30 protein-coding genes are annotated in these 21,903 nt (G+C 57.9%); 6 read left to right on the forward strand and 24 right to left on the reverse strand.

Going from position 1 to position 21,903, the window contains the following annotated elements; genetic code table 11:
• Positions 1 to 63 precede the first annotated feature (63 nt).
• The 3 genes from J3P82_RS17795 (at position 64) to J3P82_RS17805 (ending at position 1,818) form a co-directional block, all read left to right on the forward strand.
• Positions 64 to 444, forward strand: coding sequence for a hypothetical protein (locus J3P82_RS17795; protein ID WP_434557997.1), 381 nt, complete (start codon positions 64 to 66; stop codon positions 442 to 444).
• A gap of 385 nt (positions 445 to 829) precedes the next feature.
• Positions 830 to 1,141 carry a helix-turn-helix domain-containing protein gene (locus J3P82_RS17800; RefSeq protein WP_434557998.1) on the forward strand — a complete coding sequence of 104 codons (312 nt, stop codon included), beginning with the start codon at positions 830 to 832 and terminating at the stop codon, positions 1,139 to 1,141.
• A gap of 80 nt (positions 1,142 to 1,221) precedes the next feature.
• The gene (locus tag J3P82_RS17805) at positions 1,222 to 1,818 is read left to right on the forward strand and encodes a hypothetical protein (RefSeq protein WP_434557999.1); all 597 of its coding nucleotides are present in this window, start codon (positions 1,222 to 1,224) and stop codon (positions 1,816 to 1,818) included.
• A 75-nt stretch (positions 1,819 to 1,893) separates the two neighbouring features.
• Here J3P82_RS17805 and J3P82_RS17810 read toward each other — a convergent pair whose 3' ends face one another.
• The 3 genes from J3P82_RS17810 to J3P82_RS17820 are packed head-to-tail and all read right to left on the reverse strand — an operon-like array spanning position 1,894 to position 4,006.
• On the reverse strand, positions 1,894 to 2,502 hold the full coding sequence (locus tag J3P82_RS17810) for a hypothetical protein (RefSeq protein WP_434558000.1): 609 nt from the start codon (positions 2,500 to 2,502) through the stop codon (positions 1,894 to 1,896).
• Positions 2,499 to 2,852 (reverse strand): hypothetical protein, encoded by a 354-nt coding sequence (locus tag J3P82_RS17815; RefSeq protein ID WP_434558001.1) that lies wholly within the window; start codon positions 2,850 to 2,852, stop codon positions 2,499 to 2,501. Before J3P82_RS17815 ends, J3P82_RS17810 begins: the two co-directional genes overlap by 4 nt.
• A 5-nt stretch (positions 2,853 to 2,857) precedes the next feature.
• On the reverse strand, positions 2,858 to 4,006 hold the full coding sequence (locus J3P82_RS17820) for a hypothetical protein (protein WP_434558002.1): 1,149 nt from the start codon (positions 4,004 to 4,006) through the stop codon (positions 2,858 to 2,860).
• A gap of 409 nt (positions 4,007 to 4,415) precedes the next feature.
• On the opposite strand from J3P82_RS17820, the gene J3P82_RS17825 reads away from it, so the two are divergent.
• The 3 genes from J3P82_RS17825 to J3P82_RS17835 all read left to right on the forward strand — a co-directional run bounded on the left by J3P82_RS17825 (position 4,416) and on the right by J3P82_RS17835 (position 5,940).
• Positions 4,416 to 4,625, forward strand: coding sequence for a hypothetical protein (locus J3P82_RS17825; RefSeq protein ID WP_434558003.1), 210 nt, complete (start codon positions 4,416 to 4,418; stop codon positions 4,623 to 4,625).
• Positions 4,626 to 4,712: 87 nt separating this feature from the next.
• Positions 4,713 to 5,504 (forward strand): hypothetical protein, encoded by a 792-nt coding sequence (locus J3P82_RS17830; RefSeq protein WP_434558004.1) that lies wholly within the window; start codon positions 4,713 to 4,715, stop codon positions 5,502 to 5,504.
• A complete protein-coding gene (locus tag J3P82_RS17835; protein ID WP_434558005.1) occupies positions 5,488 to 5,940 on the forward strand; it encodes a hypothetical protein in 453 nt (150 codons plus the stop codon). The genes J3P82_RS17830 and J3P82_RS17835 overlap by 17 nt, the downstream gene beginning before the upstream one ends.
• On the opposite strand, the gene J3P82_RS17840 is transcribed toward J3P82_RS17835, so the two are convergent.
• From J3P82_RS17840 to J3P82_RS17940, 21 genes are all read right to left on the reverse strand, one after another.
• A complete protein-coding gene (locus J3P82_RS17840) occupies positions 5,918 to 6,436 on the reverse strand; it encodes a lysis system i-spanin subunit Rz (RefSeq protein ID WP_434558006.1) in 519 nt (172 codons plus the stop codon). The genes J3P82_RS17835 and J3P82_RS17840 overlap by 23 nt on opposite strands.
• Complete coding sequence (locus J3P82_RS17845; protein ID WP_434558007.1) at positions 6,433 to 6,858, reverse strand: cell wall hydrolase; 426 nt, start codon at positions 6,856 to 6,858, stop codon at positions 6,433 to 6,435. The genes J3P82_RS17840 and J3P82_RS17845 overlap by 4 nt, the downstream gene beginning before the upstream one ends.
• Positions 6,859 to 6,917: 59 nt before the next feature.
• Positions 6,918 to 7,283, reverse strand: a complete 366-nt coding sequence (locus J3P82_RS17850; protein WP_434558008.1) for a phage tail protein — start codon at positions 7,281 to 7,283, stop codon at positions 6,918 to 6,920.
• Positions 7,280 to 7,615, reverse strand: a complete 336-nt coding sequence (locus J3P82_RS17855; RefSeq protein WP_434558009.1) for a hypothetical protein — start codon at positions 7,613 to 7,615, stop codon at positions 7,280 to 7,282. The genes J3P82_RS17850 and J3P82_RS17855 overlap by 4 nt, the downstream gene beginning before the upstream one ends.
• A gap of 613 nt (positions 7,616 to 8,228) precedes the next feature.
• Entirely contained in the window at positions 8,229 to 8,909 is a 681-nt protein-coding gene (locus tag J3P82_RS17860) for a hypothetical protein (RefSeq protein WP_434558010.1), read from the reverse strand.
• Positions 8,909 to 9,232 carry a hypothetical protein gene (locus J3P82_RS17865; protein WP_434558011.1) on the reverse strand — a complete coding sequence of 108 codons (324 nt, stop codon included), beginning with the start codon at positions 9,230 to 9,232 and terminating at the stop codon, positions 8,909 to 8,911. Before J3P82_RS17865 ends, J3P82_RS17860 begins: the two co-directional genes overlap by 1 nt.
• Entirely contained in the window at positions 9,229 to 12,744 is a 3,516-nt protein-coding gene (locus tag J3P82_RS17870; protein ID WP_434558012.1) for a host specificity protein J, read from the reverse strand. The genes J3P82_RS17865 and J3P82_RS17870 overlap by 4 nt, the downstream gene beginning before the upstream one ends.
• Positions 12,745 to 12,799: 55 nt before the next feature.
• Positions 12,800 to 13,387 carry a tail assembly protein gene (locus tag J3P82_RS17875; protein ID WP_434558013.1) on the reverse strand — a complete coding sequence of 196 codons (588 nt, stop codon included), beginning with the start codon at positions 13,385 to 13,387 and terminating at the stop codon, positions 12,800 to 12,802.
• Positions 13,384 to 14,166 (reverse strand): C40 family peptidase, encoded by a 783-nt coding sequence (locus J3P82_RS17880; RefSeq protein ID WP_434563883.1) that lies wholly within the window; start codon positions 14,164 to 14,166, stop codon positions 13,384 to 13,386. The genes J3P82_RS17875 and J3P82_RS17880 overlap by 4 nt, the downstream gene beginning before the upstream one ends.
• Before the next feature lie 2 nt (positions 14,167 to 14,168).
• Positions 14,169 to 14,870, reverse strand: a complete 702-nt coding sequence (locus tag J3P82_RS17885; protein ID WP_434558014.1) for a phage minor tail protein L — start codon at positions 14,868 to 14,870, stop codon at positions 14,169 to 14,171.
• 54 nt (positions 14,871 to 14,924) lie between these two features.
• Positions 14,925 to 15,266: a phage tail protein gene (locus J3P82_RS17890; RefSeq protein WP_434558015.1), complete on the reverse strand. Its 342-nt coding sequence runs from the start codon at positions 15,264 to 15,266 to the stop codon at positions 14,925 to 14,927.
• Between the two features lie 3 nt (positions 15,267 to 15,269).
• Positions 15,270 to 18,665 (reverse strand): phage tail tape measure protein, encoded by a 3,396-nt coding sequence (locus J3P82_RS17895; RefSeq protein WP_434558016.1) that lies wholly within the window; start codon positions 18,663 to 18,665, stop codon positions 15,270 to 15,272.
• 30 nt (positions 18,666 to 18,695) lie between these two features.
• Positions 18,696 to 18,851 carry a hypothetical protein gene (locus tag J3P82_RS17900; RefSeq protein WP_434558017.1) on the reverse strand — a complete coding sequence of 52 codons (156 nt, stop codon included), beginning with the start codon at positions 18,849 to 18,851 and terminating at the stop codon, positions 18,696 to 18,698.
• A 92-nt stretch (positions 18,852 to 18,943) separates the two neighbouring features.
• Complete coding sequence (locus J3P82_RS17905; protein WP_434558018.1) at positions 18,944 to 19,273, reverse strand: hypothetical protein; 330 nt, start codon at positions 19,271 to 19,273, stop codon at positions 18,944 to 18,946.
• Between the two features lie 39 nt (positions 19,274 to 19,312).
• Positions 19,313 to 19,813 carry a hypothetical protein gene (locus J3P82_RS17910; RefSeq protein WP_434558019.1) on the reverse strand — a complete coding sequence of 167 codons (501 nt, stop codon included), beginning with the start codon at positions 19,811 to 19,813 and terminating at the stop codon, positions 19,313 to 19,315.
• A 54-nt stretch (positions 19,814 to 19,867) separates the two neighbouring features.
• Entirely contained in the window at positions 19,868 to 20,254 is a 387-nt protein-coding gene (locus J3P82_RS17915) for a DUF3168 domain-containing protein (RefSeq protein ID WP_434558020.1), read from the reverse strand.
• Entirely contained in the window at positions 20,247 to 20,825 is a 579-nt protein-coding gene (locus tag J3P82_RS17920) for an HK97-gp10 family putative phage morphogenesis protein (protein WP_434558021.1), read from the reverse strand. Before J3P82_RS17920 ends, J3P82_RS17915 begins: the two co-directional genes overlap by 8 nt.
• A gap of 3 nt (positions 20,826 to 20,828) precedes the next feature.
• The gene (locus J3P82_RS17925) at positions 20,829 to 20,996 is read right to left on the reverse strand and encodes a hypothetical protein (RefSeq protein ID WP_434558022.1); all 168 of its coding nucleotides are present in this window, start codon (positions 20,994 to 20,996) and stop codon (positions 20,829 to 20,831) included.
• A gap of 9 nt (positions 20,997 to 21,005) precedes the next feature.
• Positions 21,006 to 21,338: a head-tail adaptor protein gene (locus J3P82_RS17930; RefSeq protein ID WP_434558023.1), complete on the reverse strand. Its 333-nt coding sequence runs from the start codon at positions 21,336 to 21,338 to the stop codon at positions 21,006 to 21,008.
• A complete protein-coding gene (locus J3P82_RS17935) occupies positions 21,338 to 21,637 on the reverse strand; it encodes a head-tail connector protein (protein WP_434558024.1) in 300 nt (99 codons plus the stop codon). The genes J3P82_RS17930 and J3P82_RS17935 overlap by 1 nt, the downstream gene beginning before the upstream one ends.
• A complete protein-coding gene (locus J3P82_RS17940; protein WP_434558025.1) occupies positions 21,638 to 21,856 on the reverse strand; it encodes a hypothetical protein in 219 nt (72 codons plus the stop codon).
• Positions 21,857 to 21,903: the final 47 nt, after the last annotated feature.

A 21,903-nucleotide genomic window follows, 5' to 3' on the forward strand; every position in this document is an offset into this window, starting at 1 on the left:
AACTGTCGCCCGCTGCGCAGCGAGAGGTGGCCGTACCCTTCATTAGCGTGAAAGCGTGCGCCCATGACCAAATTACTAGTTCAACCTCGAATCCTTAGATTTCTTCAAGCGCCAGCCTATTTGGGTATGTGCCGGGATGAATTCAATAAGACAGTGCGGCCAAACGTGCGTGAGTTCCCGATAGGCAAACAGGGCGTTGGGTTTGATCGCCTGGAGCTTGACGCGTGGGCCGATGCATACATTGCCGCCAACACCATCGATAAACCCCTGGCGAATGATTCGCCAACTCGAAGCTCAGGAATGGCTTCGCCTTCAACCGCCCGAAGTCGGCGTCGCTTGACCAATGAATCAGTAATTTCTCAGGCGAAAATCAAGAAAGAATTTGAGACGGCGTTAGAGATGGTCTTGGGAAAACCGAAACGGAAAACCCAGTCGAAAGTCTAGTATTCCCAGGAGGCTCCTTGTGGATGAAGAGTGCGAGGTCGTATACGTAGCAGGCCTAGGAAAAATGCTCGGCCGCACGGAAGCAGCGGTCCGGCAAGGCTTGAGTCGTGGTGTTGACTGGCTGCCGAAGGGTTTCAAGATGGGCACCAGACATTGTTGGCTCAAAGAGGATGTGAGGGAGTTCCTGCGCGCCTGCCGGGATGGCGAGAACAAGACGCCGAAAGTGGGCAGGAAGCGCCGGCCGCCGCCGACGCTCGTAACTCTTCGCTGAAGGGAGAGCAGCCCATGCCAAGCAGAGTCAATACAAACAGCATCGATCGCTTCATGCGCCTCGACGAGGTACTTCACGTCATCGGCCTCAGCCGTGAATAGGAGCGCGCTTCCCATGACCCTAATATCAATCACGAAGGCCGCTGTTCTATTGGGCATAGGTCGCACCACTGCCTATCGCCTTGCGAAGGAAGGCCGCATCCCCTGCGTGCGAAGCTTTGGGCCATTGAGAGTTCACGCAGAAAGATTGCAAGCTTTGGTTGATGCGGAAGCTGACGCAAGCGTGACTTCCGCCCGACGCGCAGATTGCGACCCGGCCCCCAGCGCTGCAGATCAAGTAGGAGCCGGCGGACTAAAATCGCCGTCCCAGGTCGCACGAGAGCTCGATGAACTGCTCAAGGTCAGGCCGAAGAATCAGAGCCATTGATAGCCTCCCCCGCGAATCACTGGTCAGGAAAACCGTGCGGACCTCCAATGTCCAGCTGCAGCACTGCGAAGGATGGAAATATGCGCTATTTGACCATCAGAAAATTTGCTAACGAATCCGGATACACTGAGGCGGCAATAAGATCAAAGATTTCTGATGGAGCGTGGATTAAAGACCAGGTGTGGAGGCGAGCTCCTGACAACCGGATTTTGATCGACGTACATGGGTTTGAAGAGTGGGTGGCAAACGGGAAAAGTCGCGAAGTACTAAAGCATCCCCTCTTGAGGCCGCCCTCGCCCAAGATAAGCAAATCGTCACTCAGCCCGCCCCGTTTAGTCCAAACCTCGCAGGAAGAGCCTGAGCTCACCGGCGACAAGATTCATGAGAAGCGTCTAGCCGATCTGATCGGAACCACCCCCAAAGCTCTACAGCACAAGCGGCGCGAAGGAATCATCCCGGAAGGCGTCTGGCTCAAGGAGCGCGGACGAATCATGTACAGCCTGGCGAGATATAACGAATGGGCAGAAAGGCAATGGGTGTCCTTGATGGAGTCCAGACCTGGGGCCAAGGCGTGCGGACCAGTTTCACCTGGAGCGGCGGACGCCCAAGCGAAACGAACCCCTATGAGACAACCTCGTAAGGGATCGCAGCGGCCGGTGATCACTGTGCTCGTGTAGAGGCAGCTCATCAGGTTCGACCACCATGCTCCATCTGTATCGCGACAGTCGATGCGCTGAGTGGATAGATGTCGCTTAAGTCCTATCCTTAGGATCGAAATACAACGGAATATTGTAGTGATCAATGGTAAAAGTTCTACCGGTGCCTTCATGTGGGCCAGTGCAAACGAAATTCAGCTCTTCTTCAATTTCGCCAAGCTGTAACTCCGTGTAGACTTCAGTCATCAACTGCCACCACTCCCGAGTAACATTAACTGCATTTTTGTTAAAATTATATATTAAAAAAGCGCCTCGATCTTCATTAACGACGCCAGTCATATATCGAGTGGTCAGTTGCGCCCAGCCCTTTTGAAGGGTTAAATAACTGGTATGAATCTTCGCCTCACCAAACCAGAGATAATCTTCATACTCAATGGAAATATCAACATGTCCACCAATCTGTTTATCATGACTACAACTGAATCCGTGACCGTCGAACTGAGAGCAAATATGGAACGTTATTTGATCTTCACCTTGCCCGACAAAATGATTTCGTCCACGCACCATATTTCTTATGGTGCGTCTTAGGACACTTCTTATCACATCTACAAAGTCAGCATAATCATCTATTACGGAGGCTATAGCGCTTCTAAACACCGGAACCAAATCTTTTTCTTTAGCAGCCTTTAGCGTGAGCGCGGTCATCCCAAAACCTCAAACTCAATTATAATTTTTTCCTCAACGTCCACGCCTTCAACAATTGAATTGCTTACTGGATGATAAAGCTCATCAAATTTTAGATAATGCTTAACGATACCGTCCTTTAAAAGAATTGGACCAAATTGATCGTCAAGATAGAAATATACATGCTTCATTAACCTTACTTTCTTACTGCAAAGTAACTCAGTCAACTCGGCCATTCTATGTTGATCTTCCTGAAGCAAGAAGATTTTGCACAGCCGCACGAAAGGCAAAACAGCACCCTCATACGCCTTCAAGCGCTCCCTAGCTTCACCGATCGAAGCAGCAGCTTCTGGGGTGTCGACTGGTATCATTATGTCTATTTCACGTAGGCTAACAAGCGTGAAAATGCAAAATCAAAAGAAGCCATTTCTGTACACCCCAAAATCAAAGCGTGCCGCACATCACCCGTGGAGAGAGCTTTGTAGGTGCCTGGCACGCTCAGGATTGGCTGATCATCACTCATAGAAATCTTCCAACTCACGCTCAACCGATAAATATCGATTGTATCAGGAATTGCTGCGCTCGCTATCGCTTTGCGACCTCCGGCGTGCCAGGTTTCTACCCTAAGATCTGCGGTGTTACGTTTCATCTTTTCCCGCTTCACTGATCCACCCAAGGTGGTTGCGAAACCCAGCTCGCAAACGTTCCCATCGGTGGAGTTGTATATTTTTTCCATAGCAGGAAAAAAATTCAAAGGCTGTGGTAGTGGGGATCCTCCGGACATGGCGCTATTCATAGCGAACGTTACCATTGAATGATAATTATTGAATCTTTTTATAATCTCTTCTTGATTTAATACGGCATCTCCAGGCCTTGACACATCTAATAGAATATCCACGCTCAACACATCCGGACCAGTCACCCCATGACTGACCCTTATAACGTCCACATGCTCGTAAGCGACCTTCCTTATACCAATAATTTCCGAGTAACCCGAGAGCTTACTTACTGCAGCACTATCCGCAACTGTCACATTAATATTTTCCCGAATATAGTATTCAGCAACAGTTGTGATAACTACCGAAACAGTAGTTGGGGACAAGGTAACATGGCGAAGAAAATAGCGACTTATCAATAGACCGCAATCAGCTTTGCCGGCAAGGGCTGGAAACTCACCGGAGGGGTAACCAGATTCAACTCCTGACTTGTGAAGACCTATAGTAAAATTTCTTCCTACAACTAGGAAACTTGCTGAGCTACAATTGCCAAGTTCGTATATGCGTACAGCTTTTGAAAATGAGCATAAATAAACTGCTATCCACTCGACCAGTGTCTCAAGACTTGCGACATCCGTCGGCGACGGGCTAGTTGAATCAATAATATCCTGAAGCTTACCGATCGTTTTCGACCAAGAATTAGATGAAGGCAGGCCAAGCTCTTTGAGTTTAGAACAGAAATCAGGTAGAGCTATTTTATTTCCGATATTCATCGTCGCAGCGCTGAATTGTGCTGAACTAAGAGCCATTCTATGGTCCATCCCTGTGCCGTTGTGCGCGTTTTTTTTACCACCTTTAATGTAGGGAGGGAAGACCAACCGCACGACAATTTTGCTTTACCCCTTGGCATGCTTCACCTCTGAATTTGTGAGCGATAGCAGGGAGAACTTTTTCATCCAATGAAATCAAAGGCTTAAAGCTTTGGGCATTAAAGCCTTGGATTCCGGATCGAAAAGGATCAATCCCTTTACAATCAACGCCTGGATTATAAACACACCCACAAAAACGCCAGCATTTGCGACTCTCTTGGACCCAGCAAACATTGGTCCATATGGTTGCGTTTGTGGGGATCCCAACGATAAAGCCCACGTCCGGCGTCCTGGCGACCGAACACCCTTCCCACTGCTACGCTGATTCCATTGCCAAAGGAATCGTCCCATGCCCAATTCCGACCTTCTCCCCTCCCTGCTCTACAAGATCAACGAAAACCAGCTCGCCCTCGAAGCGGCCATCATGGAACTCTCAAACTGGGTCGAGGCACGCGGCTCGGCCGACGTTGCCGACAACGTGCGAGGCGCTTTGGATACGATCGATAAGAACGAGGAGTTCATCAAGCTGACGCTCGCTGTGCTAATGGCTCCCGAGTGAAATAACGCTGCTCGTCGCCTCGCCATCGCCGGAATCACCTTGTCTCGATTACTGTATATTCAAACAGTATCAGGCAATCGACCCCTAATGAATTTTGAACAGGCCAAGGCGCTGAGGATCCAGCAATGGCGCGACACGCTCGACAACCACGACTTCAGGATGCAGAACCCGGAAGCGCACCGGTCCAGCCTTCTTGAAACCAGCGCCAGGCTGGTAGAGGAATCCATCATTGATCGCCTCGAGCAGTTCGAAATGGATGAAATGGCAAACGCCGCGTACTGGCTCGCCGTCGAAGAGCTGCACACCAAGCCAGTTTTTTACAGGCAGTCATATGGCTATGACGTGATCCCGAAGACAGGCGGCCCCAGAATCGGGACGATCTTTCATTCGATATTGAGGCTAGATGCCAGCCGAGCGGAACGGCTTCGCCCCTATGACGGGCAGGTGTACCAAGACGAAAAAGGGCTTGCGCTGCGATACAGCTACGCCAGCACCACCGGCCGTCTCGATGGGATGACCCTGACACTGGATGATGGCCAGCAATTCGACCTGGTTGAAACGGAACGGATGGTCGCAGGCGTCGTGTACCAGCCGATAGACGACCCCGATGTGTACCGCTGGATGCTGGACGTCATGCAGGTGGCCCTGGAGGGCAAACATTTGGCAATCATGAAAAAGGTAAGGCCATTCTTCGAGCTGGCGAGATTCTTCGAGTGCCCGGCGTGTCTGGATCGGTTCGGCAAGCGCGAGGACTGCGCACATTGCGCCGGCTTAGGGTTCGTCGAAAAACCCCGTTGCCCTGGCAAACTTCCTGAGCAGTGCAAAGGTCAACCGAACACGGCCAGTGAACCAGGGGAACAGCATGTGCGGCGGAGTTGAGGCGGCAGATAAAAACAGGGCTTACGAACGGGTGAAGGTCTACTTTCCGAACCCCAAGGCAGCGTTTCCCGTGGTGCTTCAAGACGGGACCGACCTTGGGTGGGTGCGATGGGGTCGGCGCCGGGAGGAGAAAGGCAACGGCCCATCAGGTGGCTGGGCGAAGCTGGAGACGGTCGAGCGTGGCGGATGGGAGAAATACCAGCCCCAACGGGCCCTGGGCCTGGTGCAGCGCTATATGGAGAAGGACGGCGAGCGCGTCTCCCACTGGTTCGATATGAATGAAGGCTATGGCCTGGAGTGCCTGGTGCTGGGCGAGGATGAGAACCGGCGCGTGTACGTGGTCACCACCTCCCCGCCGGAAGAGTTCGCCTGGATACATGACCGGTGGCCGATGGTCGGGCGGCTTCCGGACTCTATTGATGATTCAATGCCCTGACGTAGGCCTGGCACGCCTTCAACGCGATCAGTCCACGGTCGCCTGCGTCGGTAATGGCGATAATTCTTTGAGCATGCGCTGGGTCAAGTTGGGCTCGACGGCTTCCATGAACCACGCCGCCGGCGCCGGAGGTGGTAGGCACCGCGTTACAACTGGCTGGATCCGTGGCGTCGAGAAGGACTGACAGCCGGACATCAGCAGTGGCAAGGCGATCGCGCAGGCGATCTTGTTTCGTTTGAGCATCGCTCAGTTCCTTGTGGTGGGTTTGGTCATTGGCGGTCAGCCGCTGCTCCAAGGCCAGACGCTTGCCCTGCTCTGCCTGAACCTGGTCGGCGGCCGCGCTGCCGATCTTGGCGAGGTCGGATAGATGGGCGTTGGCCTGCTCTGCCAGTCTGCCGCTGTACCGCCAGTCCTGAACCTTCCACGTCGCGCTGATAGCCAGGATCAACGCCACGGCAACGCCGGCGATCAGCAGCTTCAGGCTGGCGGGGCTCATGGCACGTCCTTGAAGAAGATGTGGTGCCCGAGGCGGAACGTCTGCGTGGCGTCTTTTGCCCAGGCCGGCGGCTTCGGCATCGTGGTCGCGTAGTAGTGGGTCGCGCCCTTGGTGATGTCAGGCTCGGCGCCGGAGATAACCAGATCCGCCGCCCGCTGCGCCTGGGCGAACTGCTTCGGCGGAATTTCCTTGGCGCCACTCAAGTAGGGATAGTTCAGGTCGTTCTTGTTCCAGCAGCTGAACTGGTACGGCTTCAGGCAGACGCCGGCGTATCCCTCGCCCCACCACGAACGGTCCTTGCCGTCGTTCACGCGGTTGCGGATGACGCAGGCCACGGCGATCTGGCCGGCAAAACTTTCACCCCTGGCCTCGCCCCACAGCGTGCGGGCCAGGATGTCGCGGTCCTTCTCGGTTGCGGTCATAACTTTTCTCCAGGCAAAAAAAATCCCGCTCGATGGCGGGTTGCGGTGTTCCAGGCGGATCAGATGGTTTCGGCGGAGCCCAGCATAGGCGCGGCAATGATTTCAGGGATTGGCGGTTCGACCGGCCAGACCGGGGACTGGTACCACGTCGGCTGCACCGTGACCTTGCCCAGCGCGTACTTATAGGTTTTCCAGGCCTTAAGATTAAGCAGCAGGGCAGCCTGCTCAGCCTCTTCCTCTGGAGTGGCCTCGCCGATCTCAATGCCGAAACCGATCGTGTTGATGCGATCCTGAATACGGGTGATTTGCTCAGATGCCTTGCTGTTTCTGGAAGCCAAATCCAATTTTGCGGAGGACAAAGCTGCCGCCGCCGCCGCAGCGTCCTTCATCGCCTTCGTAACGAGCTGTGACCAGTCGATGTTCATTGGGCAGCCTCCTTGATTGATACGTCTTCTGTGACCGGCAGAGGGCCAGGGAAAACCACTTGGCCATCAGGAATATTTTCCAACGGCGCCGGAAACGCCTGTTCCTGGCTGTAGTTCCACGGGTTGGGCAGCAGAAGTGTCAGCACAAGCTCCCCGCCTACCTTATCGATGTCACCAACGAACCAAGCTGACCGGATTGCCGAGCCCGGCAATGTGTCTCCTTCACCCATTTTTGAGAAATCGAAGGGTTCGCCATTGATAACCAGCATATCTCCATCTTTTATAACTTCGAGAGTGTCGTCACGCCTCTGTGGCGAAAGATTGATGCGCATCAAAACCACCTCCCCATAGCCATAACCTGAACCGTGAACGAGTACGTTCCCGCTAGCGGAACTATCAAAAAATACGCCTGGGTTGCACTGGAACTTGGAAGGGCCGACCCCATTGCCACCCACGCCAACCCGCCTGATCCTATTGCCGACATTGTAACGACCGGCATATTGCCGAATGTTGCAGGGAAAGAAATACCGTTAAGACCTACGTACGCGACCCCACCCGCAGTGGCAGAGATGACCAGGGATGCAAAGCTCACAGAGCGCCAACAAATCATTGTGCCGTCGGCGAACTTCGTGAATTCTCCGCTGGCCGTAGAGCCTTTTTCGACAATGGCTCCTGTGGGAACGCCGCTACTTTGGCTGACCGTTCCCACCATTGCAGCGGCTGCAAGCCTCGTCGCGGTGCCGGTTGCGTTACCGGTTCCACCATTCGCTACCGGCAGAAACGGTGGAAGCGCAAGGGGGGATCCAGATGCACCGTGTGCAGCGTACAGCTCGTCGAAGTTTGATTGAGCCTTGGTGAAAGCACTACGAGGCGTATCGCCGCCCACGCCAGTGGGAGCAGTGCCAAGGTTAATGACCTGTTTGGACATATAAGAGACCTATTTAATTAAGCGATAAGTTTCGCGAATACGGCAGGGAGGAAGAAGGCAAATGGATTTCCTAGGCCAACGGTAAGGGCATACAAATTACCGCCCGAAAAGTCCCACCAACAATATAAATCTCGACTTTGCACGCCATCGTTAAGCATCGGCATTCCGAAAGTATTCAGAAGCATGTGCTCGCCCGCCGGGAAACTAAAATCAACTCGATAGTAGTTTCTCGGCATTCCTTGAGCGGTGTAGTCAGTTTTCACATACGCCCAATTCTGAAATGCTCGGGTAAATCGCGCGTAAGGAGTGCCTGAGTCAAAAAGTAATTTCCCGGCCCCATCCCATAACCGCATACCATATTGAGCTATAGCGGTCGCAGAGAATCCGCATACAAAATAGCTTCCATTAGGTTGCAGCGTGTTCTCGTCGTACCCCCTAACATAGAACCCAGTCCATGCCCCTGGAGACCCCAATATCCTGGTAAAACAAAGACCCGCTATCCCGCTGCCCCCTGCTGGGCGGATAAATACTAGAGGTGGCTCCTGGCTTGTAATGGTGGATGGGAATGTTGTTGTGGAATTTATGCCGGACCCCCCATCTGGCGAATATGTACCCTTTGCAAGGACTACCAGGCGGGTAAACTCTGAATCAATCGTCACCACATTGCTGTTATTGGAATATTGCAGTCCGTAAGCCATTAGAAGAACCTTATTACAATTAGTCGCATGGTGACCGCCGTTTTGTTGCTGTATTGCTCCCGCCCCCGGATGTAGCTATAAACTCGGACCGCGTCTGCTATGACTTCCGTTTCAAGCTGTTTGTCTTGGGTTTGACTATATGTACCAATAGGAACGACGAACGCGGTGCCGTTTTCCGGGGTGAGCCCCGGCACCGAAATTGTCTGATAAGTGGCGGTGTTCGTTCCGGTGACGATTCCGCTGTATACGACACGCATAGTGAATGAGTTCTCATCCACCTGGAGCGCACCGTCGCCGCCCCAGACCCGAATCCCGTAACTCATGCGGCGAGATCCCCTAGTTGCACCCGTTTCACGCCGTTCTGGTCAAAGACCTTGATGGCGCGATTGGTCATGGTGAGGCGGCCGCCGCCGGGGGCTGGGCCGTTGAACTCCAAGTTCCCGGCCTTATCCAGCCGCCAGCCCTGCGAGCCGGCGACATAGTTGTCGGATTGCAGGTACTGGCCGATCTTCAGCATTGTGATGCTGCCGTCCTGGATAAAGGCGGAGTTCATGAACACCTGGCCGCCCTGCACCGCGAACGGAACCGAGACGGCGCCGCCGGCAATGCTGTTGACGAGCGCGAACCGGTCGGCACTGACCAAGAATTGGCTTTGCAGCGTCCCGCCGACGTTCTCAATCCCGAGCCCAATGCCCGCCGCGACATACTGGCCGTTCGCATTGAGCTGCATCTTGACCGACCACATCGTTGAGGCCTTGCCGTCCAGTGTTGCGACTGCCTGGCTGACTGTCTGAACGGTTGCGCTGGTCTCATTGATCTCGGCCTGGACTGTCTCCACGCTCCTGGCCGTAGCAATGCCATCCTCGAGGCGGGCGGATTGCTCGGACCAGACGCCTATGTAGACTTCGTCTGAGCCCGCGAAGCCCTCAGTGTCGCCGGCCAGAGCCGGGTTAACCTGCACGTAAACACCGTCCAGCTTTGATGCCTGAGCGGTGAGCTGGTCGCCCTGCTGATCAATCTTCAGCGTGTTCTCGGAAACCTGTGCGGCAAGCGCATTCGCTTCCTGCAGGATCTGGCCAATGTCTTCCCAGTAGGTCGCGTTCGGAGGTGCGTTTGCGCCGCTTGGCTCGGCCGGCACATCTTGTTTGGCCCGGTACAGGCGATCGCCCTGATATACCACTGCGCCACTGAGGTACGAATCAGTCGCCTCATAGAGCATCGGGTTCGACAGTTCGTCGATCTGGTCTTGAAGGCCTGGAATCAGATTGATCTTGTCGACGATGTCTTGGCCCAGCTCAGTTTCGCCAATCTGACCCTCGATCAAGTCTAGGATCGGGCCGGCCTCCGAACTGGCCTGACCCAACACACCGCTACCCACTGGGTACCATGGGCCGATGTTGCCGGTCCGGTCCACCAGGCGCGCCCAGAAAAAGAACGTCGCACCCGCCAGCAGGCTCTGCATGCTGTAGTCGCTTTGGGGATAAGCCAGGTCAGCTAGTTTTGTGGCTGCCGTCAGGTCATTTGCCGGGCCGTACCAGATCTCCGTGCGCTGGGTGTCCTCGGCGCCAGCAGGGAAACCCCACTTCAGGCCGATACCGAACAGCAAGGACGTCGCCGTCAGGTGCGTAACCGCCGGCGGCAGGCCGGTCTTCCCTTCCAGGTCGGTCAGCGCCGAGGTGGTCGGGATCGACGAGACATTCATGGCGCTGACAGCGCGCACCCGGGCCATGTATTGGCCGGAGTAAATCCCTCGGACGTCCACCAGCAGCTCGCCGGTGCGTGGGACCTTAATCCACTCCCGGGCGCCCCAGCGCCATTCGACGTCATAACCCACCGCCCCAGGCGCCGCATCCCAGGCGATTGTCATGGCCGTGACGGCGATGCCCTGCTCGATCACTACGTGCTGGCTGATCAGTACCCTGGCCGGCGCGTCCTGTGTGCCGACCGGAATACCGGTGATCGGGCGCGGGTCAACCACGGCGCCGTTATCGATGAAAGGGAATTTGCTCGGTTCGTGCTGGATCACTTCCAGCTGATATTGGTGCCACTCAGGACGGGTCACGTTGCGCACGTAGAATTGCATCACCTTCAGGTCGTCGAAGTCGATCACCCAACCGCATTCAGGCTCGGGCACTTCGCTGTAGTTCGCCGCCACGGTTACGGCCCGGCCAGCCACCGAGCTGATGACTCTCGCCTCAGACTTGCCGCTGGGCAGGTTGAGGTAGAGCCGCGCACCGGTGGGGATGGTCACGTCACGGTCGAGCGTCACGACTCGTCCGGCGACGGAGGAAACACGCCCTCCATTCGCGCGGCCGGCGAGCATCGGGTCACCTACGGCAATGATCTGTCCTGGCTTGGGAATGCCGCCATCCAGGCCGACGCGAAATGTTCCGCCGCGGGTTTGCAGTTGCTCGGTCAGCAATGCCCATTGCCCGGCGCGCTGGGCCTGGCCGAGCGAGGTGCAGCCGAACGCCTCAACGCTCAGTTCACGCACGGACCCCAGTTCGCTCAGCGCCTCGTTATCGAACACCGGCTCCTTATCGGTCTCGTAGCCTTGATCCGGATTATCCCAGGCGACCATCGCCGCGGTGTGGCGATCGCGCCACCGGGTGCCGTCGTATTTGATGGCACCATTGTTGAGGATCTGCGACGGGCTATAGCTGTACGCAGGGTCACCCGGCATATCGGCGTTTACGACGATTTGGCTACCATCCCAGTAAGCCATGCCGTGGAAGATCGACGCCAGGTCCTGCAGCACCGCGTAGGCCTCGGCCTGCTTCTGGAAATACAGGTTGCAGGTAAAACGCGGCTCCTGGCCGCCCTTGCCGTCCGGGACCATCTGATCGCAGTACTGAGCGATGCGGTACAGCGACCACCGATCAACCATGGTGGCGTCGATGCGCTCGCCCAGGCCGTAGTACGGGTGCAAGACCAGGTCATAGAACACCCAGGCCGGGTTGTTGGTGTACGCCTCTTTGAAGGTGCCGTCCCATATTCCACCGCTAGTGCCGGCGCCAGCCGTGGCGTAGGTCCGCGTCTCCGGGTTGTAATTGGTTGGGACGCGCACGATACGCCCGCGCATCAACACGGCGATCTTGGCGATATCGCCGCCGAACTGCTGGGCGTCGTACTCAATGCACCCGACCGAGGTAAGCGGATATTCCTGATCGCTATCGACCAGCTCGGCCACCGCCTCAACAAACATGCTGTCCTGCACCAGCGAGCTGTTGGCCTCCGGCGTCAGGCGCCGGGCGCGCAGTGTCCACTGGTTGCCGGCGGGCAATTCAATTCGGTGGGAGCGCTCGTATTTGGTGACGTTCTTGCGGTCGACAAAGGACGTCAGCACCGTGACATACGGGCCATTGTCGGTAGAGACGTCCACGGCGTAATCGATACGAACGCCATTGATGTTGCCGCTGGAGTCTTGGCGCTGAAGAGTTGGCCAACTGAACCGCAGCCGCGTCGCGTCGATCATCGAATTGTTGATGCTGTGCAGCCACGGCGTGTTGGTGCGCAGCTCCTGGCCCACGGCAATTTCATTGCTTGACTCGGTGACGCCGGCCAGGCGCTCCTGGTTCAGCTCCCCGGAACGGAACTGCCACTTCACGCCTGGATAATTGATGGTGCCGTCCTGGGCCTGAATCGGTGTACCGTCGAGGCGCACGGAGCGCAGGCCATCGACCGGGCCAACAATGGGGCCCCAGCTCCAGATGTACACCAACCTGGCCGTGGCCAGTGACGGAACGCTGTTCGACGCGATGCTCGGCTGCTTCGGTTTCGACTGGCCGCCCTTTGCCCCCCTGACAGCCCTGGCCTTCTTCGCAACTGCGCTCATGCGCTCCTCCAAAAATGCAAAAACCCGCCGAAGCGGGTTGGGTGTTTCCCAAAAATCAGAAGTTGTCCTGGGTGTAGATTCCCCCTGACTCCACGGCACCGCCGATTTCCCGTTCTCCGTAGAGCAGCGGGTAGGGGTTGCCCTGGGCGATGGTCGTCACCGCCGAGCCGAAGCCGTAGCTTGGGTTGTTGCCGTCCTCGTTCTTGTCGGCGGTGTTGGCCTTGGTGGTGGGTGAAAGCATCTGGACCACGCCGCCCAACGCCACACCAGCACCGGCCACGAGCAGGCCCATGCCGAGTCCGGATGTCGTACCGCCGGTGAACAAGCCCGCAACAATCAAGGCCACTCCCAGAATGGTCTGGAAGACGCCCGCCGATTTGCTGCCCTGGATAATGGGCATGATCCTAATGACCTCGGCACCCGCACCCTTCAGATCAAGCTCTTTCTCGCCGATGTTGCGTTCGTCAATGAACACGGCGAATACCAGGCCGCGCTCCTCGGCGGTGCGCAGAAATTTCTCGAAGCCAGGCTTCATCACACATAGCGCGTTCATTGCATCCCGGAACCCGTGCAGGTCGAGGCGGTACTGGCGACCGAAGCGCTTGCCTAGCACGCCGCCCAGTTTGATGGTCGTCATCGTCATGGCCGGTAGTCCTTGTGGCGCAGAATCAATTTCACCCGGTTGGCCATGGACCAGCCGTAGACCTCGCGACTGGCCAGGCGGCCAGGCATGTGGTGATAGATGAACGGGCCTGAGCCGCCCAGGTCCGGGGCCGGCTCACTGGCCAGCGTCGGGTTATCCCCCAGGTAGATCGCCGCGTGGTTCGGGTGAAAGCATGGCCGGCCCGGGGTGGGCACTTGGAGCACGAGCATGTCGCCGCGCCGCGCCGTCTCCACCTGGTAGAAACCGGTCGCCTTGAAGTTGTCCTCATAAAGGCTCGGGCCGGTCTCGTCTTCCCACCATAGGTCCCGGCGTTCGAAGTTCGGCAGCTGCAGGCGGGCCTCTCGCGCGTACCAATCGCGGCAGGCGCCCCAACAGTCCAGCAAGCCATGGGAGAAGTCTCGACCCAGCAGCGGCGCCTGGAACCCTTCAGGCTTGAACCAGGCGAACTCGCCACCCGGCCAGCCCACAATGCCCCAGGGCAGCTCATGCAGCTCACAGCTCACCCGATCGGCCATGCTCGGCGTGGGCACCTTGTCCGGGTGGCTATGGATGATCGCCAGCACTTCGCCCAGGTCCTCGGCCGCGGCTTGGTCCCGCTCGTCGATCTGGAAGTTCTCCCGCTCCGACTTAGCCCGGTTGGCACACGGCACGTACTGGCGGCCGGCGGTGGTCTTGACCAGCAGTCCGCAAGCCTCGCCCGGGTAGGCGCGTTCGGCGTGGGCTCGGATCTCGTCCTGCAATTTCTGATTGATGCGCATGGCTACCTCGAACTTGCGATAAGGCTTGCGCCCATAGAACCGCCGAACCGGCGCGTATTTGCCCGCAGCTTGCAGCTGCTCCACCAGCCGCCGCATTGGTCAAGGGCCGGGTTATCGGTGGGCTCGTTCTTTTTGGTGAACATGGCGGTCCCCGTGTATGCGCAGGCCTCACCGCGGTAGCCACCGCGGCAGGCCCAGCGGCACAGTTTGGTGATCTGCTGCGAAGGCAGCATCTGGCCCTCCATGTCCGCGGGACTCGACATGGCGAAGGTCACCGAGTCGAAGGACTCCTCCGTCTTCTGCTCGATGTACCAGAGGTTTCGGCGGCTCTGGTTGCTGGCCGTGGGGTTCCCATCCGGGAAGTTCGCTGCGTCCAGATAGTGCCGGAACGTTTCAATCACGGTGCACTTCGCCCCCGCCAGGTCGCGGAACTGCAAGCACAGGGCGGTGATCGCGCCGCGTATGCCGCCCAGCTCGTTGGCAATCTGAAGGGTTGGCGACGCCGGACGGCCATCGCCGCGGATGTCAAATCCCTTGGCCGTGATCTGGATCGGCGAATACAGCTGCCCCTGCCAGATGATGTCGCCTTCCTGGGCGTGACCGTGGAACCGCCACAGGTTGGCACCCAGGCGCGTAGCGTCGAGCTCGAACAGCCGGATCTGATTGCCCGGTTCGAGCTTTTGAATATCGCTGTTGTAATTCATGGGGCTCCAGAAACAACAAACCCCGCACGTGGCGGGGCTGGTGGTTGGCAGCAGTCAGGGCGTGTAGACCTGCTTGAAGACGAACGTGAGCGTATAGAGGTTGAGGCCGGCAGGCCGGGGCTTGTATCCAGTGCACCGATACCGACCTTGTACCCCACCTGGTGGCGTCCAGAGGAACGATTTGTAACCTTCATGCCGATCAAGAAAACCCCACACCAGCGGCAACTCGTCGCCATCTTCAAGTGCACCGGTGTGTGTCAAGTTCCAGACCTGCTTTTTGGTGTTTATCCCTATACCGCCCGCCTGGGTGTATCCATCCCCGAACTCGTTCTCCCATGTTAGCTGGGTGACATCCCCATCCGCGCCAAGCTGAACATCGAAGTTAAACGTTTCCATAGATCACCTTTTCCAAAGTCGGCCGCCTTGGCGCATCTCGCGATCGAGGAACTGACCCATTCGAGCCTCAAGCGCAGCGCCAATTGAATCGCCCTGAGCCTGTGCTTCCTGATTGCTCATGCCTGGCTGAGCCTGAACGGTGACCGGTGCGTTGAAAATGATCGGCGCCGGGCCGGCAGAGAGTGAGCTGCCTGCCCCGCCCGAACTGGACGAGCCAACCATCGCCGCCTTGCCATTGCTCAGCGCTTCAAGCGTCCCCACGCCAATTCGGGCCGTTGCTTCCGCATCGAACACGTATTCGCCGCGGTGAACCGGGCCGGCGATCTCATCACGCCGACCGTGACCGGTGTACCCGCCGTCCATGAAGCCGGCGCCAGCCATTGCCGCGGTGGCCACCGTCGCAACCATCGGCGCCGTGGCGGCGGCGGCAGTAAGCGCTGCTCCTGGCGCCAGCGCTGGACCGACAACTGGGATAGCGGCGGTCGAGGCGTAAGCCGCGAGAGCGGCCTGAGCCGACGTCGCCTGGGCGTTCGCAATCATCCCAAGACCGGCAGTAGTTTGGGTGGTCTTACCCACCAACATCTGCACCGCTTGATAAACCAGCCACTGCGCCGCCATATCGGAAAGCGCATTGACCATAGACTTCGCGAAACCTGAAACCATGTCGCCCAGGGCATCATCTGCACTCTCGGCGCCGGTGACGACGTCGGAAAAGAATCCGCCCATGCTGCTGCTCGCGCTTCCCAGCGCAGTCGAAGTCACGTCCGCAGCCATCTGCGAATAATTTTGGGCCGCGTCGGCAAAGTTGGCCCATGCCTCGTTCACGCCAAACATCCAGTTCGATTGGTACTCGTCGAGCTGGGTGTAGTAATCCTGCTGCGCGTAGAGGCGCTTCGCCAATTCATCCTGCAGGACCATTGTCTCCTGGGCGTACAGCTCCGGCTCGATCTGCCCGGTGTTGCGCTGCTCGTTCAGGCTGGCCAGGTCGGCGGCATACTTCTGCCGCAGGGCAAGGTCCGCCCGCATACGGTCGCGAGCTTTATCACCCATGCCGATGCCAGCCAGCTCCTGATCGAACCCGTCACGGTTCGTCTGCGTCCCAACGGCCTGGGCGTTTTTGAATGCCGCCAGCTTGAGGTCGTCTTCGTTGGCCTTCTTAATTTTGTTCAGGGCGTCCAGCTCGGCGGCCATGCCGGTCAGCCGCTTCTTTTGCGCCTCACTCAGCTTGCCCAGCTTTCCTTCCTGCAGCTCGAACGCCAGCTTCTGGACCTCGGTGGCGTCCTTTTGCTTTTCGCCGGTGGTGTTGATCAGTTGAATCTGACGCTTGTAGCCTTCCTCTGCTGACTCAAAATCCTTGATCTGCTGCTTGGCGGCGGACTCCGCGGAGCTGGTGTTCTTTTTGGAAGCCTTGGCGACGGCGTCATCTGCGGCCTTCTGTGCATCCTTTGCGGCAGCTGCCGACCGAATCGCAACGATCATGCCTTCCGTAAGGTCGGTGTTTTCCTCGATGAACCGGTTAGCCGCTTGAAGCGCGGTCTTGTCCTGGGCGGCGCCGAGTTGTTTCTGGAGCTGATCAAGGTATTTTTGGCCGACCTGCTCAGCCGCCGCCACCGCCGCATTGTTCCGCCCACGGGCTTCGGTGTTGGCATCCGTCTCGCCTGTTAGCTCGGCGAGCGTCTGGCGCTGTTTGTCGAGCACGCCCGACAGGTCTGAAACCTTGATCTGTCCGGTTTCGATTGCCTGGGCCATCTCTTCCGTGACGCCGGGGATCTGACGAACCTGGTCGGCGACAGCCTTCCAATCCACGATTTGACCATTGGCCGAATCGGCAACAGCCTTGTTGACGATGTCCATCGCCGACTGAAATTCGGCAGGCAACGGAACAACGCCGGCCATGAACCCAGACGCACCGGCCAGGCCCGCGTTGGTAAGGCTAGCCTGGAACTCGAAGGCAATGGAGCTTGCCGCTCCTGCAAGGTCCTTTTCCGTATCGGCTATCGATGCGCGCAACTCCCGCAGCGTGACCGATTGGGTTGCCCGATTCAGCTTGTTAAAACGTTCTGTCAGCTTGTCCAGTGGTTCATTGAGGTCCCCGAGCTTCTCCTCCAAAACACTGGTGTTATCACGCAACGTCATGAAGGCGGTCGCGGCACCGATGGCCAGCGTTGCGATGCCAATCGGGCCGCCCAGCAGGCCGACCAGATTCGCGCCTGCTCTGCTCACGCCGAGCTGAGCGGCGGCGACAGCGTTGGTAGCCCGCGTTTCGGCCATCCTGGCCTCGGCGAGCTGGATCGACATCTGCGTTTGGACAGCAGTACCGCGTGCCGCGATCGCCTCTTTCTCAGCGAGGAAAACGGAGGTCTGAGCCTTCTGTTGCTCGGCCTGTGCAACAAACAGGATGGAGGCAGCCTGGGCTTTCCGTGCAGCGGCGTCCTGGTATGCCGATTTTACAGCGATGGCGGCCGATCCGGCTGCGCTTCTGGCATAGCCGGCGAGCGCGCCGATGGCGGCGAGAATGGCGACATCAGCCAGCGTCTCGAAGTTGTCGCCGAGAATGGATATACCCTTAGCGAGTAACCCTGCGGCATCGGTGGTTTCGTTGAGCCTTCCAACGTAAACCGTGAATTCGTTCGCCAAGTTCTGCACGGCATCGCGAACCGCTACGCTCATGCTATCGGCCAGCACGCCATTCGCTTCGGCGGATCTTTGCAGGCCTTCTGTCAGGATATCCAGGCTGAGCTTGCCCTGGGCACCCAGGCTGCGAATCTCTTCGGAAGTCTTTCCGGTCGATTTTGCGATCGTGTCGACCACGGTGGGCATCGCCGCGAGAATCGACTGCCAGCCATCAGCCTCCACCTTGCCGGTCTGGAGTGCCTTCGAGTAGGCGTCGATAGCCGAACTGGCTTTTTCGGCGGACGCAGAGTTGGTTACTAATAGGAAGCTGAAACTGTCCATGACGTCCAGCGCCTGGCCAGTGTTGTATCCCATAGACTTCAAGCTGTCCGATGTCCGGACGTAAAGCTCCTGAGCTTCCGCCAAGGGCCGATAGGTGCGCTTGGCAGTTTCCAGCAGGCGCTGCTGAACCAGGTCGTACTCGCCGACGCTACTCGTGGCCATGCCGATTCGCTCAGACATCTGTCCATAGGAGTCGGCTGTTTCGATAATCTTTCCAATGGAGGCAGCCCCCACGGCGGCCGCTAAAGCACCCTTGATCAGCCCGGCGGCGCCTTGGGCGCGATCACCAGCACGATCAAAAGCCAAGTCAACACGGCCTAGGCTTTTGTCAATTTTCCCGGACGCCTGGGCAACGCTCGAATCCGCGCGGGCCATTTCCTGACGCAGTTGCGCCGTGGTCGCCTCGATCCGGACCAGCATCCCCTGGACGTCGGAATCAGCCATGTTTTTCTCCAAACATAAATACGATCTTGATCATCCGGCTTGCCGGCCTGTGAACAACTGACGCAGCTTGGCCGCCACGGTGGAGGGCTTCGGATTTTCCTTACCCGGTCCCGCCTTGCCACCGAAGGGATTGGTCATCTGAGTCCATTCGAGCCTGGCGTCCATGGCAAGGAATAGCTCGGGCATTGGCGTAGCCCATGCCAAGTCAGGCGACCAGCCCAGCCAGCCGGTAGCCACCGCGTAGAGCCGGTCGACGTAGCTGCCGTCCTCGACAGCACTTACGCCGCCGCCGGCTTCGCCTTTCCCAAATCTGGGCCCCGGGGGTTGTACAGCGCCACCAGGTACGCGTTCAGCGCGACGGAGACTTCCAGCACGCCCTGCTGCCAGACATGCTCAGCTACAGCCTCAGCGGCCTTACCTTTCAGGTCTGCGCCGGCAACAACGATCACCGCGCAGCCTTCCACACTCAAGGCGTTAATGGCCTGGGAAGCCCCGCGCAATCCGCCAAAATGCGCCTCGATCGCCCGCACAGCGCCGAGTGTCGGTTGAAGGGTGTAGGTTTCGTCCATCAGAACAATGTCGACGGTACCGAAAAGAGTCTTGCTCATTAATCAGGTCCTTGTGGAACGGGGCCGAAGCCCCTCAGGTTACGGCGCGACAGCGGCCGGCAGAATTTCCAGAATGTCGGAGTTGATGCCGATCGTGACGTTGCGACGAACCACGTTGTCGGCGGCGCCGGCGGCGACAGTGTTGTTCATGACCTTGCCGCGCATGTAGAAAGTGGTCGGCAAAATGGCGGGGGTTGCATCAGGGTCACCATCGTTCAGCGTGATCTTGATGTTGTAGTCGCCTTTGCTCCGGTCTTTGTGAGCGACCTTCAGCGAAGCCTGGCCCGCGTCACCGTTGTCGAGGCCGACGGTCAGGGTCATGTCGCCGGCGTCTGCAGTGCCCTTGTATTTACGCACCCGGCCATCGGCCAAGGACGTGAAGGTCACGGAGCTGAACGTATCGCCGAACTCGCCGAGGTCTTCGATCTCGCCCACTTCGACATAGGTGTCAGCCTTGTACTCGGTTTCCGTGTCTGCACCGGACTTGGTGCCCAGCGAGAAGCGGCAGCCGGCGGCTGTATTGAGGTTGTCATCGGCCATGGGGGTTCCTCCAAAGGCACATTGGATAAAGCCGCGGGGCGGCCGGGGTTGGGTTTAGTGTGTGGTTATGACGCGGACCGTGATCGATCCTTGATACGTGACGCCATCAGCATCTCGCTGGGCGTCCGCTTGCTCGACCCTGACTGACACCGCGCGGCCGACAGCCAACGGCAGGCGTCGCTCGTCTAGGGCAGCAACGACTTCGCCGAGGATCCGCTTCACCTCAGCCTGACCGTGGGCATCCGACCAGACCGACAGATAAATAAGGCGCTGCTCGCGCTTCCTGCCGGCGATCGGCGAAGTGTTGTTTGAAACCTCGCGGTCGATAGATACATACGGCATATCTGTATCCATGGGCGCGCCGTCATAGATCGGGCATGAAACCTCAGCTTCAAGCCTGGCGAATAGCGCTTCCTGGAGCGCAACAGACGGATCATTCATCGTTTGCTCCCATGCTGGCTTTGCGCAGTGTCCTGGCTATCGCGGCGCGGATGTTGGCCAACACGAACTCACGATTGACGTCCTTGGCCGGGCGTAACCAGGGATGAGCCGGCCGGGCAGGAATATCCGGATACTTCCCGTAGAACGTGGCCCCGTCGGATTTGTTTTTCGTATCCCTGGCCCGAAGCGCGTTGCGGCGCCCGGAAAGTTTGGACTTGTCACGATTGACGGTGTGCTCACCGCCCACGGCATTTCGGTCTGCTCGCCGGTATAGCGTGCCGCTGTACCCTTTCGTCCCGTACTCCAGGAAGCGGAGATAGAAGAACCGCTGGGTGTCGCGCTTTCCCCGGATTCCAATCTCGGCGTTCAAGCCGCTTTTCGAAACGAACACCTTCAACGCAGCAGCGGCTGCACCGGTGTCCTTAGGGATGAGTTGCCTCATCGTCTCCAGGATCTGACCAGCGCTTTCTCGCATCACGCCGACCAGTTCGTTATCCATCGTGGCGTGGATGTTGCGCAACGTTCTGCGCAACTTGAAGTCGCCAGACATTCGCGACCGGCGGGCAGCCATGGCTTACTCCTTGGCCTTGGCCGGTTTCTCGGCGCCAGGCGGCGCCTCTGCCTGGCGGGCAAGGCCGCGCGCGATCAGGTCATTACCGGTCTTCGCGTCTACGCTGAATTCTTCGCCTTTGGCTCGATCACCAACGGCACCGGACAGATTGCCCAGGGCAATAATTCTCATAAATCACCTCTACGGATTGGGAACGTTCGAACACAACAACCGAAGCATGTCGCGCTCGTTGTTGAGCAGCGCCGCCTCGATCAGGTAGGTGGTGGAGATCCCTTTGACCGTTTCCACCAACCGGTTGCCTGCTACGGCATCCGCCCGGGGGCGGATCCGGATTTCGGCGGTGACAACGGCAGTCAAACGCTCAGCTACTGGAGCCGTCCGCCCGGTGGGCAGGGTTATCTCCGCCCATAGCTTGCCGACCTCAACCCAGGTCACGCTGAAGCCGCCGGTTGAGTTTTTCACTCTCACCGGTTTTTGCATTGCACACCGGTGATCCATTGGGCCTGCTCTCATCAGAAACGCTTCCTCGGCCAGAGAAGTCGATCAACTGCCAGTGGAACGGCTGTTGAGATAGTGCCGGTCACTACGGCCTCGCGGTTGGCGTACCAGTGGCCAACGAGCAGCAGCACCGCCTGCTCGACGTCTGGGGTGAATCCTATCTGCTCCGGGCCTATCGGTGCTGTTTCCACCAGTTCCCGATCGCAGTGCATGGCTACGTAGGATTTGGCCGCTTCGAAGTAACCGACAATGAGCGCGTCTTCCTCGTCGCCGTCCACCCGTAGGTGAAGCTTCACGCGTGCCATGTCGATCATTTACTTTGCCTCTTTTGCGGCCGCGGGCTTTGATTCCTTGGGCTTCGCTACCTTCGGCTTGCCGTCGGCACCGAGTTCCACCACCAGCCCTTTTCCCAGCAGCGTATGAGCATATTCTTCGTCGGCCTTCTCGAATTCCTGGCCGCGCTTCACGTTCGTCGAATCCGCCCCCAACAACTCGGCATTGCCAACGAAACCCCACAGAGCTTTGATTTTCATATCGCCTCCTGAAACAAAGAGGCCGGCGATGGGCCGGCCTCTTGGGG

The sequence above is a fragment of the Pseudomonas sp. Z4-20 genome (assembly GCF_051131955.1).
In the GTDB taxonomy this organism is placed as follows: domain Bacteria; phylum Pseudomonadota; class Gammaproteobacteria; order Pseudomonadales; family Pseudomonadaceae; genus Aquipseudomonas; species Aquipseudomonas marvdashtae.